Raw genomic sequence first — 19,191 nt, 5'->3', positions numbered from 1 at the left:
GTTACACTTTCAGCGTGCCGCGCAGCTCGTCCAGGGAGGCGATGCGCAGGGCCTGCATGGCGGCGGGCAGGGCGGCGGCCATGGCAAAGGCTGCGTCCGGCCGCATGAAGTTGGCCGTGCCCACCTGCACCGCTGTGGCGCCGGCCAGGATGAATTCCAGCACATCCCGCGCGCTGGTGATGCCGCCCACGCCGATGACCGGGATCTTCACCGCCCTGGCCACCTCCCACACGCAGCGCAGGGCCACGGGTTTGATGGCCGGGCCGGACAACCCGCCGATGACGTTGGCCAGCCGCGGGGTGCGGCGTTCCAGATCCACGGCCATGCCGGGCAGGGTGTTGATGCAGCACAGGGCGTCGGCCCCGGCTTTTTCCACGGCCCGGGCCACGGCGGCGATATCCGAGACATTGGGCGTGAGCTTGACCCAGACCGGCGTGTTGCCGGCCTGTTTCTTCACTGCTTCCGTCACCCTGGCGGCCTGGGTTGGATCCTGCCCGAAGAGGATGCCGCCTGACGCCACGTTGGGGCAGGACACATTGACCTCAATGGCCGCAATGCCCTCGGCCCGGGCCAGGATGCCGCCCAGGGCGGCGAACTCGTCGGCGTCGCAGGCATACAGGTTGGCGATGATGGGCACGTCCTGATGCGGCAGGGCAGGGAGCTTGTCTTGCAGAAAGGCTTCCACCCCGATGTTCTGCAGGCCAATGGCGTTGAGCATGCCGCAGGGTGTCTCGGCCAGGCGGGGCATGGGGTTGCCCAGACGCGGCTTGAGGGACAGGCCCTTGACGATGATGCCGCCCAGGGATTTCAGATCGCCGTAGGGCGCGAATTCCAGGCCGTAGCCAAAGGTGCCCGAGGCGGTGAGGATGGGATTTTTCAGCGCCAGACTACCGACCTGCACGGCCGTGGACACGGAAGGGGCGGAGACGGACGAAGATTCGGTGGTCATGCGGCGTCTCCTTAGACGGTGATTTTGGTGGACCAGAACACCGGCCCACGGCTGCAGGTCTGCACGCGCTTGCCCTGGTCGTCCTCGGCCACACAGCCAAGGCAGGCCCCCACGCCGCAACCCATTCGATTTTCCAGGGAAAGTTGCGTCCGTGCCCCGGTTTCCCTGGCCAGACGCTGCACCGTGCGCAGGAAGGGCAGGGGGCCGCAGGAGAGCACCAGACCCTGTTCCGCGGCCGTGGCAGTCATGGCCTCGCGCATGGCGTCGATGAATTGTTGCAAATCCGCAGGCCCTTGCTCCAAATAGCCCCTTGCGGTGATGGACGAAAAGGCGTCCCAAGGGTAGGAATCCAATGGAAGGCGGTGGCCGAAGAGCAGGGTGAGCTTTTCCGGGGCCGGATGGGCCCGGGTATAGCCCACAAAGGGAGCAATGCCGATGCCGCCGCAGAGCATGAGCGTGGAGGCGTTCTTTTCCTGGGCGAAGCCGTTGCCCAGGGGGCCCCAGACGGTGCAGGCGTCCCCCTGTTTGAGTGCGGCGAGTTTTTCCGTGCCCCGGCCCGTGTTCAGGATGTACAGGGTGAGCTGGCCGTTCTGGTAATCGCCGATGGAGATGGGCCGCCCCCAGATGAGTTCCTGACCAAAGGTTCCCGACCGGAGCATGACGAACTGGCCGGGCCGCCAGAGGGTCCAGCCGGGGAAGTCCAGCACGAGTTTCCAGATGCCGCCTGCCGACGGACCGGCGCCGAGCAGACGGTTTTCCAGCACCAAGGCGTCGTGGCAGGACGCCTTCAACAGGGCTTGCGCCATAGCAGTTACCTCATTGACCGCCCGCACATGCAGGCAACGTCCGCATGGACGTGCCCATGGAAGCCTGGGCGATGGAGAATCCATGACAGTGTTGACGACAGATTCGACGACCGCATCAACAGGTTCCGTACGTCCTGAAATCCTGGCTCCGGCCGGGCAGCCGGATGCCTTCCTGGCAGCCGTGGCCGCCGGAGCGGATGCCGTGTACGCAGGGCTGAAACATTTCTCTGCAAGGATGCAGGCAGATAACTTCGCCGTCAAGGAGCTGGCCGCACTTTCCGGCTATGCACGCGAAAAAGGGGTGAAGACCTATCTGGCCCTGAATACCATGCTCAAGCCCGGGGATCTGGACGCCGCCGGCCGCATGCTGGATCGCGTGGCCAAGGCCGTGCAGCCGGCCGGGGTCATCGTGCAGGATCTCGGGGCCGTGCAGTTATTGCGGCAGATCGAATTTCCCGGGGAGATCCATCTTTCCACCCTGGCGGCCGTATCCCCCATGGCAGGCCTGCGCGTGGCCAAGGAGATGGGCGTGCGTCGGGTGGTGCTGGCCCGGGAATTTCATGTGGATGAGATGAAGGCCATGGACACCGCCGCGGCGGAGCTGGACATGGATCTGGAAGCCTTTGTCCATGGCGCGCTCTGCTTCTGCGTCTCCGGCCGGTGTTATTGGTCCAGCTACATGGGCGGCAAGAGCGGCCTGCGCGGCCGCTGCGTGCAGCCCTGCCGGCGGCGGTATTCCGGCAAGGGCGTGCACGGTTCTGCCTCCGAGGGCGGGCGGGTGTTCTCCTGTCTGGATCTCTCGCTGGATGTGCTGGCCAAGACGCTCCTGCAGTTCCCGCGCATCAAGGCCTGGAAGATCGAGGGTCGCAAAAAAGGGCCGCATTACGCCTTCTACGCCGTGACCGCCTACAAGATGCTGCGCGACCACAGCGACGACCCCGCCGCCCGCAAGGAGGCTCTGGCCATCCTGGAACGGGCCCTGGGGCGCCAGGGCAGCCATGCCCTGTTCCTGCCGCAAAAACCGCATCAGCCCCTGCCCGAGGCCGGGGAGGAATCCGCCGTGGCCTCGGGGCTGCTGGCCGGCCGTGTCACCCACACCAACGAGGGTGGCGCTTATCTTGCCCCCCGCATGCCCCTGCTCAAGGGGGATCTGCTGCGCGTGGGGTCGGAAGATGACAGCTGGCATCAGACCATCCCCATCCGCAAGGCCATCCCCAAGGGCGGCCGGCTGGACATCCGCCCCGCCGTGGCCAAGCTCAGGCCAGCGCCTGCGGCCGAGGCCGGCCCGTCCGGCAAGCCCGGTGAATCCGGTAAGTCCGGCAAGCCTGGCGAATCCGGCAAGGCCGGCAAATTCGGCAAATCATCCCCCCTCAAGCGCAAGGGGCTGGGCAAGAACGCCCGCCCCTTCCACCCGCGCGGCCGCAGGCCCGGGCCGCGGCTGCCACCCAAGGGCACACCGGTGTATCTGGTGGACCGGCGGGAGCCTGAGCTGGCCTCCCGCCTGGGCAGCATGCGTGCGGAACTGGCCGAACGACGCGAGCCCGCCGGCGTGACCTCGGACTTCGAACCGCACATGCCGGCCGCGGCGGGACGTCCCAAGGGCACGGTCAACCTGATCGTGCAGCGGGCCCTGGCCGCGGGCAAGCAGACCGAGCGGGGCGTCAAGGGCTTGTGGATGACGCCCTTTACCCCGGAAAAATGCTCGCCCACCTTGTACCCGAAAATCTGGTGGTGGCTGCCGCCCGTCATCTGGCCCGAGGAGGAAGAGTCCTGGAAGAAGGCCCTGCACAAGCTGGTGCGCGACGGCGGCCGGCGCATCGTCTGCAATGCGCCCTGGCAGATCGGGCTGTTGCCGGATCTGGGCAAGGTCAAGCCCGTGGCCGGGCCGTTCTGCAACTTGGCCAATCCCCTGGCCCTGGAAGAAATGCGCGCCCTGGGGTTCGACATGGCTGTGGTCAGCCCCGAGCTTGGGGGGGAAGACATCCTCGCCTTGCCGGCACAAAGCCCGCTGCCCCTGGGCATCGTGGTCTCGGGCTACTGGCCCGTGGGGGTGACGCGCTATCGGAGTCCCCTGGTCAATCCCCAGGAGCCCCTGTCCAGCCCCAAGGGCGAGACGTTCTTCACCCGGCCGTATGGCCCGCTCTCGTGGATCTTCCCGGCCTGGCCCCTGGACATCACCGCCAGGACAGAGGCGCTGGAGGACGCAGGGTACGGCGTGTTCATCCACCTGAAGGAGCCGCAGCCCAGGCGGGTGGAAACGCCGGGCCGCAGCAGCCAGTTCAACTGGGAACTGGGCATGCTGTGAGGCAATGTTGCAGAAACGTCAAAAAACACGGACGGCGCGCATGGCAAGGAAAAAAATGCATTCCCGCGCGTCCAGGAGCACAATACGGCATTGCGGCGGTTTTGATTTGAGGTGTTGTTGTAATCACCTGATGTAAAATGATTAATTCATGAGGTGATCCGGCGCGGCCCATGGAGGATGGTGAGTGGGCCGCGCGCGGGAGTGCATTGATGCTGCGGATTGTTTCGTGTTTGTTGCGATTAATGTCAAAACGGGTTCCCCTGGGCTGCGGAGTGCGCTACAAGGGGGCCGTCTTTCACGGGAAGGACGTATTGGCATGGGTGTGCAGCAGTGCTGCACGAAACAAAAGCGACGCACAGCTCATTTTCAGCAGGAGGAAATCATGCAGCCGGCGGATACCGCATTCATTCTTATCTGCGCCGCTCTGGTCATGTTCATGACCCCCGGTTTGGCCCTGTTCTATGGCGGCCTCACGCGCAACAAGAACGTGCTGGGCACCATCATGCACAGCTTCATCATGCTTGCAGTGGGAACACTGGTGTGGGTGGCTGTGGGCTACAGCCTGGCCTTCGGCGACGATATCGCCGGCGTCATTGGCTCCCTGAACTTCGCCTTCCTGTACGGTGTGGGCGCGGAACCGGCAGCCGTTGCTCCCACCATCCCGCATTCCACCTTCATGATTTTCCAGTGCATGTTCGCGGTCATCACGCCCGCGCTCATCTCCGGGGCGTATGCGGAGCGCATCAAGTTTTCCGGGTTCCTGGTTTTCTCCGTCCTGTGGCTCATCCTGGTGTACTGTCCCATGGCCCACTGGGTGTGGGGCGGCGGCTGGATGGCACAGATGGGCGCGCTGGACTTTGCCGGCGGCGCGGTGGTGCACATGAGCTCCGGCGCGGCGGCTCTGGCGGCGGCCCTTGTCCTGGGCTATCGCCGCGGCTACGGGCAGGCGCCGTTCATCCCGCATAACATTCCCATGACTGTGCTTGGTGCGGGCATCCTGTGGTTCGGCTGGTTCGGCTTCAACGCCGGCAGCGCCCTGGCTGCCAACGGGCTGGCTTCCAGCGCCTTTGTGACCACGCACATCGCTGCCGCTGCGGCGGCCCTGGCCTGGATCGCCATGGAACGCATCGTCAGCGGCAAGCCCACCACCCTGGGCGCTGCCTCCGGCGCTGTGGCCGGGCTGGTGGTCATCACCCCGGCAGCCGGTTTCGTCACCCCCATGGGCGCGCTGCTCATGGGTCTTTCCGGCGGCGCCATCTGCTACGGCGGCATCTTCCTCAAGCACAAGCTCGGCTTTGACGATGCCCTGGACGTGGTGGGCATTCATGGCGTAGGTGGGACCTGGGGCGCCATTGCCACGGGCATTTTCGCCAACGCTGCCGTGAACGGCAAATCCGGCCTGCTGCAGGGCGATGTGCACCAGTTCCTGGTGCAGGTGGCCTCTGTGGTGGCCACCTGGGTGTTCTGCTTTGGCGCAAGCTACCTGTTGCTCAAGTTCACCGATATGGTGGTGGGCCTGCGCGTGACGCCGGAAGAGGAAGAAGTCGGTCTGGACATGAGCCAGCACAACGAGTCCGGATACCAGTACTAACGTCTTGCGAGAAAGGATTGCGATCATGAAAAAGATCGAGATCATTGTCCGACCCTTCAAGATGGAAGAGGTCAAGAAGGCCCTCACCAGCCTGGATATCAGGGGCATGACCGTGAGCGAGGTCAAGGGCTTCGGCCGGCAGCGCGGGCACAAGGAAGTCTACCGCGGCGCGGAATACCAGGTGGACTTTGTGGCCAAGGTCAAAATTGAAGTGGTGGTGGATGATTCCATGGCCAAGACCGTGGTGGACGAGGTGGTCAAGGCCGCCCGCACCGGCCAGATTGGCGACGGCAAGATCTTCGTCATCCCCGTGGAAGAAACCATCCGCATCCGCACCGGCGAGTCCGGCGTGGAGGCCATCTAACCCGTACTCGTAACGGGCCGGGGAGCGCTGCTTCCCGGCCCGTTCGCACTGCATCGCATGCCCGACGCCCTTGCCTCTCTCGCCCTCCTCGCCGGGGTGCGCCAGACCCTGCCGGATGCATTGCGCCGGCCCATGGCAGCCGGGTCCGCCCGCGAGGTCTCCACTGCCGCCCAACTGACTGCCGCCTGCGACACCTATTTCCAGGCCCAGTTTGAGGCCCGCCCGAACATCTCTTCCGGGCCGGCCTGCTGCATCGCCGCCGTGGGCGGCTACGGCCGCGCCGAATGCTCCCTGCATGCCGACATCGACGTGTTGCTGGTCTATGCGGATGAGATTCCCCAGAATGCGGACGCCCTGGCAGGGCATCTGTTCCGGCCGCTTTGGGATCTCAAGCTGGATGTGGGGCACGGCGTGCGCTCCGTTGCGGATTGCGTCGCCTGCGCCCGGCAGGACATGGCCGTGCTGGCCTCCCTGCTGGATCTGCGGCTGATCACCGGCGATGTCGCCGTGTTCGAGGCATTGCAGCAGGCCGTCAATGCCCTGGCCACGCCGGCCGTGCTGCCGGGGTTTCTCGTCTGGCTGGACCGGGAAACCGCCTCCCGTCTGGCCCGGCATGGCGAGGCCTTTGCCCTGCTGGAACCGCATCTCAAATCCGGCATTGGCGGATTGCGGGAAATCCACACCGCCCGCTGGCTGCATCGGCTCCTGGGCGAGCAGTCCGCCCTGGCCGAGCGCGATGTGCAGCGCCTGCAGGAAGATGTCGGCCTGTTGCTGGAAGTGCGCAGCCGGCTGCACGCCCTGTGCGGCTCGCGGCAGGATCTCATCCCCCTTGACCTGTTGCCGGACCTGGCCGAGTGTTGTGGCTATCCTGGGGAGCAGGGGCCCGCGCACCTGCTGGCCCGGCTGCACCGGGCCATGGAGCGCTGCCGGGCGGCAGCGTGGTGGCAGCGTCGCGCCGCGGCTGGTGCAGTGGGCGAACCAGACGTGTTGCAGGAAGAATTTCCCTGGGATTGCTGGGAAGCGCTGTATGCCTGCGCCGCAACCGGCCGGCCGCCGTCTCTGGCAGCCAGACGCCGCATGGAGGCCGAGGCGCAACGAGACAAGGAGCCGCCGGCGCTGTTCGCCCGCCTGTCGCAACTGCTGGCCGGACCACACGCCGCGGTGGCGGTGGAAGCCATGTTCGAAACCGGCCTGCTGGCCGCCCTGGTGCCGGCGTTCGGTGTCTCGCAGGACCGCATCCCCTATGGCGGCTGGCACATTCGCCCCGTGGGACGCCACAGTGTGGAGACCCTGCGCATGCTGGACGGCCTGGCCGATCCCCAGTCCCAGGCCCCGCGGCGGCTGCGCGTCCTGTGGGAGGAGGAGCGGCGGCGTCCGGCGCTGCTCTGGGCGGCCTTGCTGCACGATATTGGCAAAACCCCGGCCGAGGGCAGCCAGGGACATTGCGAGCGCGGGGGACATCTGGCGTCGTCGGTGCTGGCGGCCTGGGGCGCGCCGGCGGATCTGGTGGATGAGGTGGCGTTTCTCATCCGTGAGCATTTGCTGCTGGCCGAGACGGCCCATGCCGAGGACCCCGAGGACGCCGCCGTGGTGGGCCGCATCATCGGCCGCGGCGTGACGCCGGCCCGGCTTTCGCGCCTGCTGTTGCTGACCTATGCGGATTCGCACGCCACCGGGCCACGCGTGTGGAACGACTGGTCCGCCTCACTGCTGTTCGCCCTGGCCGATGCCGTGGCCGAGGCCCTGCAGACGCGGGACTTCACCCCGGCCCGCGAAGTCCGTCTGCTGCTCAAACGGCGTGATGTGCTGCGCAGTCTGGCGCACGAGGTCTATTCACCGGATGCCATGGAAGAACGCCTGGGCCTGCTGACCCCGCGCTACCTCCTGACCGTGGCCCCTGGGGAGGTGTTGCGCCACCTGCAGTTGCGCGACGAATTTCTGGAACGCTTTGAAGAAGCCCTGGTGCGCCTCCCCGGCGGCGGCCAGGAGGGCAGGGTGGCCGTGTTGCAGGCCCGCCCGGCGGATCGCGAGGGGGCAGGCGCGTGGGAAGTGGCCGTGGCTGGTCGGCTGGAAGCGCGGCTGCTGGCGATGGCTTCCGGAGTGCTGGCCCTTCACGGGCAGGACATCATGCAGGCGGACGTCTTCACCTGGAACGATGGCTTTGCCCTGCACCGATTTTTTGTCTCCCCACCGCCGGATCCGCTGTATCCGGATGAATTCTGGTCCCGGGTCCAGTCCACCCTCACTTATGCCTTGTCTGGCAAGGTGCGGCTTGAGGAGCGGCTGGCGGAAAAGCGCACCTCCCTGCTGGCACGCAACGGCCGCGTCAGGCTGGCGCCGGAAGTGGACATCCTGGCCGATGGCGACGCCTTCAGGGTCCAGGTGGAAGCGGACGACCGCATCGGCTTGCTGCACGATATTGTGGTGGGGCTGGAACAGGCCGACGCCCGGGTGCGCACGGCACGCATCCAGACCCGGGGCGCTCGCGCGCATGACCAGTTCCACATCTCGCCCACCGCAGCGCAGGCCTCGCAGTCCGAGGCATTTGTAAAAAGATTGCGCGAAGCCTTGCTCTCCCGCGTGTCCTGCGGCTAATAGCTGCGGCATCGCCGCGCCGAAATCGTGTTGCCGACGTCGAGTTACCGACATCACTGTGTCGAAGCGTCGCACGCGTTGCGGGGCAGGTCAAACCAAGGAGCATGTCCATGTCTGGAGCCTTTCAGCGTCCCCCGGCAGTGCGCCGGGCGCTCGTGTACGTGCTGTGCGCGCTCATGCTGTGTTCCGGGGCCTGTGCCCCGCGCCAGCCCCCGCCACCGCCGCGCGTCTACAACCAGCCCCTGCCCACGGATGTGGCCCCCACATATGCCGATCATCGCGTGCAGCTCACGGCTGTTTCCTACGCCTGGATGGGCCAGGGCTTCGACTATTCCCGCGCCGGCCTGGAGCCGGTAATCCTCAAGGTCGCGAACACCTCCGGGGCCGGCATGCAGGTGTTGGTGGATGAGGTGGTGGGCATTGCCCAGGACGGCAACGAGTATCTGGTGTACACCCTGGCCCAGGCCGGACAGATGATCTTCAATTCCGAATACTACCGCACCAATCGGGATGCCGCTGGCAGCGCCGTGGCCGGCACCATCATCGGGGCCGGGCTGGGCTCGCTGTTCGGCCTGCTGGTGGGCGGCGGTCCTGGCGCATGGCGGGGGGCCATCATCGGCGCGGCTGGCGGCGGCGTCACCGGGGCGCTCACTGGGTCTTCCCAGGGGCAGGCGAGGCTGCGGCACGACGTGATGCAGGAACTGCAGTATTTTGTGTGGAAGGAAACATACATCGCGCCGCAAGCCTCCCGTGTGGGCTACTTGTATTATCCCCGGGTGAACCTGCGGGCCGTGCGCGTGACGGTGCGCGGCACCGGCGGCGAGGTGCAGGCCTATGAACTGCCCCTGGTGGCGCCGGCCCTGCCGCCGACGCCTGCGGCCGATGCGCCGGTTCCGGCCGGAACCGCTCCGGCTCAGGCGCCCCCTGCAGGCGCTACGCTGACGCAGTAGAACACGTTGTTTTTGAAAAGAACTCTCGGGGGAAAACCTNTTTCCCCTCTCGCAATATCCTTTTTCAAAATTAAAATGCTCTAGCCGCGCCGGCGCTGATGCACACAAAACGGGCCGGACACCTTGGCAGTGTCCGGCCCGTTGTCATGTTGTCGGGGCGGCAACGCTTACCGCTTCATGGCGTTGAGGTTGTTGCGGATCATGATGGCGTTGATCTGGTTGGCCTGACGAATCTGCGTGGTGGCGATGGCGTTGGTACGGGCCTGCTTGCTCATGTACGGCCGGGGGGCGACCACGTGCCGGGGCGCTCCAGGAGCCACCACCCACCCGGGACCCATCGCCGGTCCGGGACCCATCGCCGGTCCGGGGACCATGGGCCGGGGGGCGACCACCACGGGCCGCGGCGCAACCATCACCGGTCGGGGAGCCACCACCACGGGCCGGGGCGCGACCACCACGGGCGGCGGAGCCATCATCACAGGAGGAGCCACCATCACAGGAGGAGCCACCACCACGGGCCGGGGCGGGATATACGCCACACGAGGCGGCGGGATAATGACGCGCGGGGCAGGACCGATCACCACAGGACCACCAATGGACACATGCACGCCCGGTGCATGCACGGTGAACGCATTGGCCGGTGCCGGCATCTGCAACATCGCCAGGGACAGGATCATCAGCAGTATGGGCAGGCGATTCATGACGAGCCTCCTTTTCGTTCTCTCTTGCAATGTATCCTTGCACACTGTAGGGAGTGCATTGCATCAGACAGGTTCACGGCATGAAAAAAAGTTTATTCTTCGTCAGCGGATTCATTTTTCTCATGCCTTCTTGTATTTCTATGTCAGACATTCCAGCCCGCTTGTCAACGCGGGCTGGCGTTGTTAAATACTTCTTTTACATGAGTCAAAATCCCTCGCAGAATCCATCAAGGAGCCGAAAATGAATCAGACTCCCTACGCCTATTCCAGGAACCCCGCAGGTTCCATGGCTGCCAGCAAAACCCTCACCGCCGTGTTCATGCGCGGGGTGTATCAGTGGATGTGCCTGGGCCTGCTGGCCACTGCCGGCATGACCTGGTTCACCCTGAGCAGTGACGCCATGCTCAGCCTGCTGGTCACGCCGCAGGGCGGTCTTTCCATGCTGTACTGGGGGGCGGTGATTGCGGAAGTGGCGCTGGTCCTGGTGCTGTCCGTGCGCATTGGCAAACTCTCGGCCTTTTCGGCCTCGGCCATGTTCCTGGCGTACAGCCTGCTGAACGGCATCACCCTGTCGCTGCTCGTGGCCATGTACACCCAGGCCTCTGTCATGCGCACCTTCCTGGTGTGCGCGGGGATGTTCGGGGCCATGAGCGTGTACGGCATGGTCACCAAGCGCGACCTCACCGGCATGGGCAACTTCCTCATCATGGGACTCATCGGCATCCTGCTGGCTTCCGTGGTGAACATCTTCCTGGTGAGCACCACCATGCATTATATCATCAGCTACCTGGGCGTGCTGATCTTCACCGGGCTCACCGCGTACGACACCCAGAAGCTCAAGGAAATGGGCGCCACCATGCCCCTGGACGACGCCACCGCCGTCCGCCGTGGCACCATCCTGGGCGCATTGACCTTGTATCTGGACTTCATCAACCTCTTCATCATGCTGCTGCGCGTCATGGGCGACCGGCGCTAGCGCAAGTTGCTTTTGAAAAAAGGACGTTGCGAGAGGGAAGAACCTTTCTGTAGAAAGGTTTTCCCCCGAGAACCCCTTTCAAAAGTAACGTGCCCTCGCCTGCGGCCTGCCGCGGCAGTTTGGATTTGGGACGCCCGTCGGCTTTGACTGGCGGGCGTCCAGCATTATACAAAGGACAACATGGCCAAGAAAAAACGGCGCGGCGAGCGCCCCCAGAGCGTAGATCTGCCCACGGTACTGCGCGTGTTCAAAGAAAGCCGCAAGCCCCTGAGCCAGGGAGAGATTGTCTCCATGCTCAAGCTTTCCGGCAAGGAAGTCCATCGTCTGCGGCCGCTCATCGAGCAGCTGTTGGACGGGGGCAAACTGATCAAGCTCGGTCGCGGGTCGTACGGCCTTACCGAGCGGCTCAAGCTCATCACCGGCAAGCTGGAGATCCAGCGGTCAGGGGTGGGTTTTGTCATTCCGGAAGACAAGCGGCGGACGGATATCTTCGTCAGCCCGCAGCATTTCAACGGCGCCTGGCACGGGGATCGCGTGGCCGTGGCGCTTTTGCCGGAATCCCACGGCCGGCGGCCGGAAGGGCGCATTGCCCGGGTGCTGGAGCGCGGGGCCACGCAGCTGGCGGTGCGCGTGCAGCGTCGCATGGGCGAGCTGCTGTTGTGCCGGCCCACAGACCCCAAGCGGGGCTTCCATCTGATGGTCAAGGCCGACGAACTGGTGCAGACCCTGGGGCAGGACGTCTTTGACGGCGACATCCTCATTGTCGAGGCCGGGGAGCAGCTGGACCGCGACCTGTACAGCGCCACGGCCGTGTCCCGCCTGGGACCGGAGGGCGATGTGGGCGTGCAGGAGAGTCTGGTCAAGACCAACTACGACATCCCCACCGCCTTCCCCCAGCCCGTGCTGGACCAGGCCGCCACCCTGCCCGAGGCGCCGGACGAAGCCGACATGGCCGGCCGCGAAGACTTGCGGCATCTGGATCTGGTGACCATCGACGGCGTCAAGGCCCGGGATTTCGATGACGCCGTGTGCGTGCAGCGCGAGGGCGAGGGGTATCGTCTCTGGGTGGCCATCGCCGATGTCTCCCATTACGTCCACCCCGGCACGCCCCTGGACGAAGAAGCCCTGACCCGCGCCAATTCGTACTATTTTCCGCAGTCCGTCTGTCCCATGTTCCCGGAGGCGCTCTCCAACGGGCTGTGCAGCCTTAATCCCCACGTGGACCGGCTGTGCATGGTGGTGGAGACGGCCTTCGACCGCCACGGCCGGTACGGGGAATCCCGGCTGTATCCGGCCGTGATGCGCAGCAAGGCCCGGCTGACCTACGGCCAGGTGCAGCGCGCCGTGCTGCTCAAGGAAGAAGAGGAGCGGCTCGCCATTGCTCCGGTGCTGCCCATGCTGGAGGTGGCCGAGGAGTTGGCCCGCAAGATCAATACCCTGCGCCGCCAGCGCGGCAGCCTGGACTTTGACCTGCCGGAGCCGGAAATCCTGTTCAACCTGAGCGGCGAAACCACGGACATCCGCCGCCGCACGCGGCACTTCGGGCATCAGATCATCGAGGAATTCATGATCGCGGCCAACGAGGCCGTGGCGCGGTTTCTTACGGAGCGGGAGTTCCCCTGCCTGTACCGCATCCATCCCGAGCCGGACCCGGGCAAGCTGGCGGCGCTGTTCAAGCTGCTGCAGTCCACGTCCCTTGGTCCGAAGCTGGATCCGGAGCAGACCCGTACCCCCACCGCCGAAGGCGTGCAGCACCTGCTGGCCCTGGCCCAGGGCACGGAGCAGGAGTTCCTGGTGAACCGCCTGACCTTGCGGGCCATGATGCAGGCGTCCTACGATCCGCAAAACGAAGGGCATTTCGGCCTGGCTTCGGACTGCTATTGCCACTTCACCTCGCCCATCCGCCGGTATGCGGATTTGGTGGTGCACCGCAGCGTCAAGACCGCCCTGCAGGCGGCCACCTGGGAGCACCCGTTCCACTCCTTCAAAAAGCTCAAGCAGGTGGCGGAGCATCTCTCAGCCACGGAGCGGGTGGCCATGGAGGCCGAGCGGGAAATCCTCAAGCGCCTGACCGTGCTGTTCCTGCAGGACAAGGTGGGTGCCGAGTTCACTGGCGTGGTCAACGGCATGGCCGACTTCGGCTTCTGGGTGGAGCTCAACGAGGTGATGGCCGAAGGGCTGGTCCGCCTCTCCACCCTGAACGACGACTACTACGCCTATCTGCCGGACAAGCAGGTGCTGCTGGGCGAACGCACCGGCCGGGCCATCCGCCTGGGCCAGGAAGTGACCGTGGTGCTGACCGACGTGCAGATTGGCCGTCTGGAAGTGAATCTGGAACTGGCCACCCCGGTGGAACGCACCGTGCCCGGCCGCCGAGCGCGACAGAAGCGCCGGGAATAGACGGCGGCGAACGTATTCGGGGGAAGGCTTTTCTGGCAAAGAAGGCTTCCCCGCCACCGCCCTTCCCACCACTTGTACCATGCGGATGGGATATTGATGGTGCAAGGCGCGCAGCCGGCCATTGGCAGCCGCCATGTTTTCACATACAATACCCATCTTCCCACATCACGCCTACCGTAAGACACATCATGCACCCTCGCGTTGCCTACATCTCGTTGTGGCTGCCCAAGCCTTCGGAAACATTTATCATGCGGGAAATCCTCTGCCTTCGGGAGCAGGGGGTGGATATCTTGCCCACGGCGCTGTACGGCCCGTTGCGGAAGCATTTTTCCAGGGAAATGCAGGCCTTTGCCTCCACTGTGACGCGGCTTGGCCTGCGGCATCTTTCCCGTGGCGTGGCCGACGAACGCTTCTGGTGGAAGCGGGATCCGGCTGCGGTCAGGGAGTGTCTGGGCTATGCCCGGCTGGGCTTCCGGACCCTGGAACGCACCGGCGAGAACCTTTGGGCCCTGCATGCCGGGTTTCGTCTGGCCCGGATGTTCGAGGAGCATGCCATCACGCACATGCATGCACCCTGGGCCACGGGACCGGCCATGGCGGCCATGGTGGCGTCCCGGCTCACGGGCATTCCCTTCAGCTTTGCCGCCCGCGCCGGGGACATCTACCCTCCGGAGCAGGCCTTGCAGGCCAAGATTGCCCGGGCGGCCTTCGTGCGGGTGAACACGCAATCCAACGTGACCTACCTGCGTTCCCTGGTGCCGGTGGAACATCAGGCCAAGATTCTGAATGTCTACAATGCGGTGACCCTTATTCCCGCCGAGGAGGCGCCGGTGTTCATGACGCCGCCGGTGCGCATCCTGGCCATCGGTCGCTTTGTCAAGACCAAGGGCTTTGACGACCTGCTGCGCGCCTGCGCCATCCTCAAGGAGCAGGAGGTGGATTTCCTCCTCACCCTGGCCGGTTCCGGCGGGGAGGAAGCCGCGCTCAAGCAGTTGGCCAGGGAACTCAACATTACGGACCGCCTGCACTTCCCCGGGTTTGTGACGCATGAGGAAGTCTCCCGTCTGCTGGACCAGACCGACTGCTTTGTCATGCCCTCGGTGGTGGGCAGGAACGGGGACCGCGACGGCATCCCCAATGTGATCATGGAAGCCTGCACCCACCGCGTGCCCGTGGTGGCCACGGACTGCTCGGGCATTGGCGAGGTGATCCGCAATGGCGAGACTGGCCGGCTGGTGCCCCAGCGCAACCCCGAGGCCCTGGCCGCCGCCCTGCGGCAGACCCTGGCCGACCGGGCCGAGGCCCTGCGCCTGGCCGCCGCCGCCAAGACCCTGGTGCTCTCCCTTTTCGACCAGCAGACCAACTGCGCCACCCTGCGCGCGTTGTTCACGGAGAAAGGGAGAAAAGGCTGAAGAGATGATCAGGGGGATAATCCCCCTGGCCCCTTATGTTTCGGGCCGGGATTCCCGTTCGCATGCGAACGGGAATCCCGGCCCGAAAATATTGGAGGGGGGGAACGCAATTCCCCAGAAAGAGCCTAGAGCATATTGTTTTTGAAAAGAACTCTCGGGGGAAAACCTTTCTGTAGAAATGTTTCCCCTCTCGCAATGTCCTTTTTCAAAAGTAAAATGCTCTGGTTTACAGGCCCTTGTCCCTGATCATCCCGGCCAGGTCGGCCACGCGGCAGGAGTAGCCCCATTCGTTGTCGTACCAGGTGACCAGTTTGGCCAGCCCGTCGGACTGCGCGCGGGTGTATTCTTCTTCCACAATGGAGGAGCGGGCATCGCCCTTGAAGTCCGAAGAGACCAGGGGCCGGGTGTTGTAGCCCAGGATACCTTTGAGGGGACCTTCGGCGGCGTCCTTGAGGGCCTGGCGCAGGGCTTCGGTGGTCACGGGCCGTTCGGGCTCAAAGGCGAAGTCCACCACGGAAACGGTGGCCGTGGGCACGCGGAAGGAGTAACCGTCCACCTTGCCCTTGAGGGCCGGGATCACCAGAGCCACGGCCTTGGCGGCGCCGGTGGAGGTGGGGACGATGTTCTGGGCGGCAGCGCGGGCGCGGCGCAGATCCTTGTGGGGAAGGTCCAGGATGCGCTGGTCGTTGGTGTAGGAGTGGATGGTGCACATCAGGCCGGAGGCGATGCCGCAGAGCTCGTGAATCACCTTGGCGGCCGGGGCCAGGCAATTGGTGGTGCAGGAGGCGTTGGAGATGATGACGTGCTTGGCGGGGTCGTAGAGGTCGTGATTCACGCCCATGACGATAGTGATGTCTTCTTCCTTGGCCGGGGCGCTGATGATGACCTTTTTGGCGCCAGCCTCAATGTGCGCTCGCGCCTTGGGGCCCTGGGTGAACAGGCCGGTGGATTCAATGACGATATCCACCCCCAGATCGGCCCAGGGCAGGTTGCGGGGGTCCTTTTCGGCAAAGCACTGGATGGCCCAGTCGCCATAATGGATGGTATTTTCTTCCGCGCGGACCGGCTCGGGGGCGCGACCGTAGGTGGTGTCGAACTCCAGCAGGTGCGCGGAGGTGTTGATGTCGTATAGATCGTTGATGGCCACGATTTCAAGGTCGCCTTTGCGGCGCTCGTACATGGCCTTGACGACCTGGCGGCCGATGCGGCCGAAACCGTTGATGCCCACACGCATGGCAGTCATGAGAATCTCCTGGAATTAGTCTTCAAAGATGCGGGATTCGAACTTGACGAGCATCTCGTAATCGGTCTTCAGGGCCTGATGGAGCCGGGCGTTTTCAATGGCCATGGCGCACAGGTCGGCAATGGCCTGGGCGAACTCCATCTCCTGCTCGTCAAAGTTGCGCTTGGTTTCGGAATACACGCGCATGGCGCCGATGGCCTTGCCGTTGACCATAAGCGGGATAACCAACACAGAAACGATGCCCTCGGCCTTGGCGGCATCGCGGTACTGGAAGCGGGGGTCTGTCTGGGCGTCTTCCAGGTGGATGGCTTTGCCGGTGGTCGCCTCGCGGTCCACCTGGCTTTTTTCCAGGTCCACCGGACCCTTGCGGGTGTAGGTTTCAGAGAGGCCCCAGCCTGCGCCGGGCAGCAGGCGCTTGCCGGTACGGTCCAGCAGACGCAGGGTGCAGCCCTTGGCGTGCAGGGCAAGGGCTGTCTGATGCGTCACGTCCTTGAGCACCTGGACGGGCTCCAGGCTGGAATTCACGCATTTGGCCACGGCAGTCAGGGTCCGAAAATAGCGCTCGAAGCGGTCCATCTGTTCCTCCTGAAAAGTGTCGTCAGGCGGCTTGGGGGTGCCATTCCCACCTGGCGCGAGCAAGGCATGTGAAGGATAAGATACAAGGGTGACAACAATATGGCACATCGGAATGAATAATACCAACAGAAAAATAGGGTGCGCGGGCGGCTCGCGTCCCTTGTGTTTCTGTGACATCTTTTGTAAAAATATAATGCTTTTGTCACGGAGGGACCCATGAGCGGCGAAAATCAACTGGTGGAAGTGGCCTGTCCCAAGTGTCAACGTACCGAAATCATCAATGTTCCCAAGGAAGAAATGCCCGTCTGCCCGGAGTGCAAGGTGCGGATGGTGGTAAAAGAGCTGCTGAAGGAAGGAAAATCCTATTAATTCAACATGTTTCCCCGGAGGGTTTCGATGCGCAAGGCGTTGTTGATGATGGTGATGGTGCTCGGCCTGGTTTCGCAGGCTTGGGCTGCGGACATTGAACTGGCCAAAAAATCCACGCTGGAAGGCATTCTGCAGCGCGGCGAGCTGCGTGTCGGCTTTGAAGCCGGTTACATGCCCTTCGAAATGACCAACCAGAAGGGCGAGTTCGTCGGCTTTGACGTTGATATGGCCAAGGAAATGGCCAAGGCCATGGGCGTGAAGCTCGTGCCCGTGAACACTGCCTGGGACGGCATCATCCCCGCCCTGCTCACGGACAAGTTCGACATCATCATGAGCGGCATGACCGTGACCCAGGATCGCAACCTCAAGGTGAATTTCCCTTCCCCCTATATCGTGGTGGGCCAGACCATCATTCTGAATCCCAAGCACAAGGACACGGTGAAGAGCTACAAGGATCTCAACGATCCCAAGTACATCGTCACCTCCAAGCTGGGCACCACCGGGGAAGAAGCCGCCAAGAACCGCATCCCCAAATCCACGTACAAGTCCTTTGAATCCGAACAGGAAGCCTTCCTGGAAGTGATGAACGGCAAGGCCGACGCCTACGTGTACGACCAGCCCAACCAGGTGGTGCTCATGGCTCAGCAGGGCGCCTCCGCCGGCATGATCTTCCTGGACCAGCCCTTCACGTATGAGCCCCTGGCCTGGGCCATCAACAAGGGCGACCCCGACTTCCTCAACTGGCTGGAAAACTTCCTGGCCCAGGTGAAGAACGACGGCCGCTACGAGCGCATCTACAACAAGTGGATCAAGGGCACCGACTGGATCAAGGACATCCAGTAGTCTTACCGCCAGTGACGGAGGGGGCTCCCGAGAGTCCCCTCCCTTTTCCTTTCTTTCTTCAGGGATTGCGAGCCGCCCATGCAACTTTCCTCCGGCCTCTCCCCAAGACGCTCCAGGCTATGGTACCGAGCCTGGGCCGCCATTTTTATTTTCATGCTGGCTGGTTCCATTTTCGCGCTGTACTATGCTGCCAAACAGGTGGATTACGTCTGGCGTTGGTATAGAATTCCACAATATTTTTGGTATGTTGAGCAGGTAGAGACCAAGTCCATGCTCGATGGCGACGTGGTGGCCGTGGAGCAGGGCTCCGGCGGCACAGTCATCACCGTCAAGGGGCTGGACGGCGAGGAAGAGCGCTACACCGTGCCTGGCGGCGGCGAAGTCCGTGTGAGCCGTGGGGATATGGTCAGCTCCGGGGATGCGCTGGGCTTCCATGAGCAGCAACACCTCGGCGTCATGGTGCAAGCTGCGTGGCTGACGCTGGAGGTCTCGTTCCTGTCCATCGTCATCGGCATCGGGCTGGGGCTCATCACTGGTCTGGCGCGGCTGTCGCACAATCCGGCCCTGCGCTGGACGGCCATCACGTACATTGAGCTTATTCGCGGCTCGCCGCTGCTGGTGCAGATTTACATCTGGTATTTCGTGTTCGGCACGCTCATCAACCAGCTGCTGGGCAAGTACGGACTGCCGCAGCCGTCGCCCTTGTGGTACGGCGTGGCGTCCATGGCCATGTTCACCGGGGCGTACGTGGCGGAAATCGTGCGCGCGGGCATCCAGAGCGTGCACCGGGGCCAGGTGGAAGCCGCCCGTTCCCTGGGTATGACGTCTTTTGAATGCCTGCGTCATGTGGTGCTGCCTCAGGCTGTCCGCCGCATTTTGCCGCCCCTGGCCGGGCAGTTCATCAGTCTGGTGAAGGACTCCTCGCTGCTGGGCATCATCGCCTTGCGGGAATTGACCAAGGCCACCCGCGAACTTATCACCTCGAATCTGCAACCCTTTGAAATGTGGTTCGTGTGTGCGATTTTGTATTTGGTGATGACCTTCGCCCTTTCCATGCTGCTGCAATGGTTTGAACGCAAATGGCTGACATCATGACACAGTCTTCTGGTCC

The 19,191-nt window shown here is 63.9% G+C and carries 16 protein-coding genes; 11 read left to right on the top strand and 5 right to left on the bottom strand.

All coding sequences use genetic code 11. From position 1 onward, the window contains the following. Window position 1 precedes the first annotated feature (1 nt). Window positions 2–949, bottom strand: coding sequence for a dihydroorotate dehydrogenase (locus tag DGI_RS11750; RefSeq protein ID WP_021761292.1), 948 nt, complete (start codon window positions 947–949; stop codon window positions 2–4). An 11-nt stretch (window positions 950–960) separates the two neighbouring features. Beyond that, window positions 961–1,755 carry an iron-sulfur cluster-binding protein gene (locus DGI_RS11745; RefSeq protein ID WP_034607984.1) on the bottom strand — a complete coding sequence of 265 codons (795 nt, stop codon included), beginning with the start codon at window positions 1,753–1,755 and terminating at the stop codon, window positions 961–963. Between the two features lie 82 nt (window positions 1,756–1,837). Here DGI_RS11745 and DGI_RS18475 point away from each other — a divergent pair, with 82 nt between their 5' ends. The 5 genes from DGI_RS18475 (at window position 1,838) to DGI_RS17345 (ending at window position 9,560) form a co-directional block, all read left to right on the top strand. Further along, window positions 1,838–4,060 carry a U32 family peptidase gene (locus tag DGI_RS18475; RefSeq protein ID WP_021761290.1) on the top strand — a complete coding sequence of 741 codons (2,223 nt, stop codon included), beginning with the start codon at window positions 1,838–1,840 and terminating at the stop codon, window positions 4,058–4,060. 382 nt (window positions 4,061–4,442) lie between these two features. Further along, window positions 4,443–5,651, top strand: a complete 1,209-nt coding sequence (locus tag DGI_RS11735) for an ammonium transporter (protein ID WP_021761289.1) — start codon at window positions 4,443–4,445, stop codon at window positions 5,649–5,651. Between the two features lie 25 nt (window positions 5,652–5,676). Further along, on the top strand, window positions 5,677–6,015 hold the full coding sequence (locus DGI_RS11730; protein WP_021761288.1) for a P-II family nitrogen regulator: 339 nt from the start codon (window positions 5,677–5,679) through the stop codon (window positions 6,013–6,015). 57 nt (window positions 6,016–6,072) lie between these two features. Beyond that, window positions 6,073–8,610 carry a [protein-PII] uridylyltransferase family protein gene (locus tag DGI_RS11725; protein WP_021761287.1) on the top strand — a complete coding sequence of 846 codons (2,538 nt, stop codon included), beginning with the start codon at window positions 6,073–6,075 and terminating at the stop codon, window positions 8,608–8,610. A 110-nt stretch (window positions 8,611–8,720) separates the two neighbouring features. Continuing rightward, window positions 8,721–9,560: a hypothetical protein gene (locus DGI_RS17345; RefSeq protein WP_051286648.1), complete on the top strand. Its 840-nt coding sequence runs from the start codon at window positions 8,721–8,723 to the stop codon at window positions 9,558–9,560. A gap of 167 nt (window positions 9,561–9,727) precedes the next feature. Here DGI_RS17345 and DGI_RS11715 read toward each other — a convergent pair whose 3' ends face one another. After that, on the bottom strand, window positions 9,728–10,261 hold the full coding sequence (locus DGI_RS11715; RefSeq protein ID WP_021761285.1) for a hypothetical protein: 534 nt from the start codon (window positions 10,259–10,261) through the stop codon (window positions 9,728–9,730). Between the two features lie 241 nt (window positions 10,262–10,502). Here DGI_RS11715 and DGI_RS11710 point away from each other — a divergent pair, with 241 nt between their 5' ends. The 3 genes from DGI_RS11710 (at window position 10,503) to DGI_RS11700 (ending at window position 15,049) form a co-directional block, all read left to right on the top strand. Beyond that, entirely contained in the window at window positions 10,503–11,237 is a 735-nt protein-coding gene (locus DGI_RS11710; RefSeq protein WP_021761284.1) for a Bax inhibitor-1/YccA family protein, read from the top strand. 180 nt (window positions 11,238–11,417) lie between these two features. Further along, complete coding sequence (gene rnr, locus DGI_RS11705) at window positions 11,418–13,637, top strand: ribonuclease R (protein WP_021761283.1); 2,220 nt, start codon at window positions 11,418–11,420, stop codon at window positions 13,635–13,637. 188 nt (window positions 13,638–13,825) lie between these two features. Beyond that, window positions 13,826–15,049: a glycosyltransferase gene (locus DGI_RS11700; RefSeq protein WP_021761282.1), complete on the top strand. Its 1,224-nt coding sequence runs from the start codon at window positions 13,826–13,828 to the stop codon at window positions 15,047–15,049. A gap of 226 nt (window positions 15,050–15,275) precedes the next feature. Here DGI_RS11700 and gap read toward each other — a convergent pair whose 3' ends face one another. Both gap and DGI_RS11690 read right to left on the bottom strand, forming a co-directional pair. Continuing rightward, complete coding sequence (gap, locus tag DGI_RS11695; RefSeq protein ID WP_021761281.1) at window positions 15,276–16,292, bottom strand: type I glyceraldehyde-3-phosphate dehydrogenase; 1,017 nt, start codon at window positions 16,290–16,292, stop codon at window positions 15,276–15,278. Between the two features lie 15 nt (window positions 16,293–16,307). Continuing rightward, the gene (locus DGI_RS11690) at window positions 16,308–16,868 is read right to left on the bottom strand and encodes a GAF domain-containing protein (protein WP_021761280.1); all 561 of its coding nucleotides are present in this window, start codon (window positions 16,866–16,868) and stop codon (window positions 16,308–16,310) included. 216 nt (window positions 16,869–17,084) lie between these two features. Between DGI_RS11690 and DGI_RS18940 the strand changes: the two genes are divergently transcribed. The 3 genes from DGI_RS18940 to DGI_RS11680 all read left to right on the top strand — a co-directional run bounded on the left by DGI_RS18940 (window position 17,085) and on the right by DGI_RS11680 (window position 19,175). Continuing rightward, window positions 17,085–17,237 (top strand): hypothetical protein, encoded by a 153-nt coding sequence (locus DGI_RS18940; RefSeq protein ID WP_021761279.1) that lies wholly within the window; start codon window positions 17,085–17,087, stop codon window positions 17,235–17,237. 27 nt (window positions 17,238–17,264) lie between these two features. Further along, a complete protein-coding gene (locus DGI_RS11685) occupies window positions 17,265–18,080 on the top strand; it encodes a transporter substrate-binding domain-containing protein (protein WP_027193397.1) in 816 nt (271 codons plus the stop codon). Window positions 18,081–18,158: 78 nt separating this feature from the next. Further along, the gene (locus DGI_RS11680) at window positions 18,159–19,175 is read left to right on the top strand and encodes an amino acid ABC transporter permease (RefSeq protein WP_021761277.1); all 1,017 of its coding nucleotides are present in this window, start codon (window positions 18,159–18,161) and stop codon (window positions 19,173–19,175) included. The last annotated feature ends 16 nt before the right edge of the window (window positions 19,176–19,191 follow it).

The sequence above is a fragment of the Megalodesulfovibrio gigas DSM 1382 = ATCC 19364 genome (assembly GCF_000468495.1).
GTDB classification, from domain to species: domain Bacteria; phylum Desulfobacterota; class Desulfovibrionia; order Desulfovibrionales; family Desulfovibrionaceae; genus Megalodesulfovibrio; species Megalodesulfovibrio gigas.
Note: the sequence above shows the minus strand (reverse complement) of the source record. Positions and strands in the feature narration are given on the sequence as shown.

What these genes read in the sequence shown, in the direction of transcription:
- DGI_RS11750 (WP_021761292.1), bottom strand. Translation starts at nt 949, where the DNA reads ATGACCACCGAATCTTCGTCCGTCTCCGCCCCTTCCGTGTCCACGGCC.
- DGI_RS11745 (WP_034607984.1), bottom strand. Translation starts at nt 1,755, where the DNA reads ATGGCGCAAGCCCTGTTGAAGGCGTCCTGCCACGACGCCTTGGTGCTG.
- DGI_RS18475 (WP_021761290.1), top strand. Translation starts at nt 1,838, where the DNA reads ATGACAGTGTTGACGACAGATTCGACGACCGCATCAACAGGTTCCGTA.
- DGI_RS11735 (WP_021761289.1), top strand. Translation starts at nt 4,443, where the DNA reads ATGCAGCCGGCGGATACCGCATTCATTCTTATCTGCGCCGCTCTGGTC.
- DGI_RS11730 (WP_021761288.1), top strand. Translation starts at nt 5,677, where the DNA reads ATGAAAAAGATCGAGATCATTGTCCGACCCTTCAAGATGGAAGAGGTC.
- DGI_RS11725 (WP_021761287.1), top strand. Translation starts at nt 6,073, where the DNA reads ATGCCCGACGCCCTTGCCTCTCTCGCCCTCCTCGCCGGGGTGCGCCAG.
- DGI_RS17345 (WP_051286648.1), top strand. Translation starts at nt 8,721, where the DNA reads ATGTCTGGAGCCTTTCAGCGTCCCCCGGCAGTGCGCCGGGCGCTCGTG.
- DGI_RS11715 (WP_021761285.1), bottom strand. Translation starts at nt 10,261, where the DNA reads ATGAATCGCCTGCCCATACTGCTGATGATCCTGTCCCTGGCGATGTTG.
- DGI_RS11710 (WP_021761284.1), top strand. Translation starts at nt 10,503, where the DNA reads ATGAATCAGACTCCCTACGCCTATTCCAGGAACCCCGCAGGTTCCATG.
- rnr (WP_021761283.1), top strand. Translation starts at nt 11,418, where the DNA reads ATGGCCAAGAAAAAACGGCGCGGCGAGCGCCCCCAGAGCGTAGATCTG.
- DGI_RS11700 (WP_021761282.1), top strand. Translation starts at nt 13,826, where the DNA reads ATGCACCCTCGCGTTGCCTACATCTCGTTGTGGCTGCCCAAGCCTTCG.
- gap (WP_021761281.1), bottom strand. Translation starts at nt 16,292, where the DNA reads ATGACTGCCATGCGTGTGGGCATCAACGGTTTCGGCCGCATCGGCCGC.
- DGI_RS11690 (WP_021761280.1), bottom strand. Translation starts at nt 16,868, where the DNA reads ATGGACCGCTTCGAGCGCTATTTTCGGACCCTGACTGCCGTGGCCAAA.
- DGI_RS18940 (WP_021761279.1), top strand. Translation starts at nt 17,085, where the DNA reads ATGAGCGGCGAAAATCAACTGGTGGAAGTGGCCTGTCCCAAGTGTCAA.
- DGI_RS11685 (WP_027193397.1), top strand. Translation starts at nt 17,265, where the DNA reads ATGCGCAAGGCGTTGTTGATGATGGTGATGGTGCTCGGCCTGGTTTCG.
- DGI_RS11680 (WP_021761277.1), top strand. Translation starts at nt 18,159, where the DNA reads ATGCAACTTTCCTCCGGCCTCTCCCCAAGACGCTCCAGGCTATGGTAC.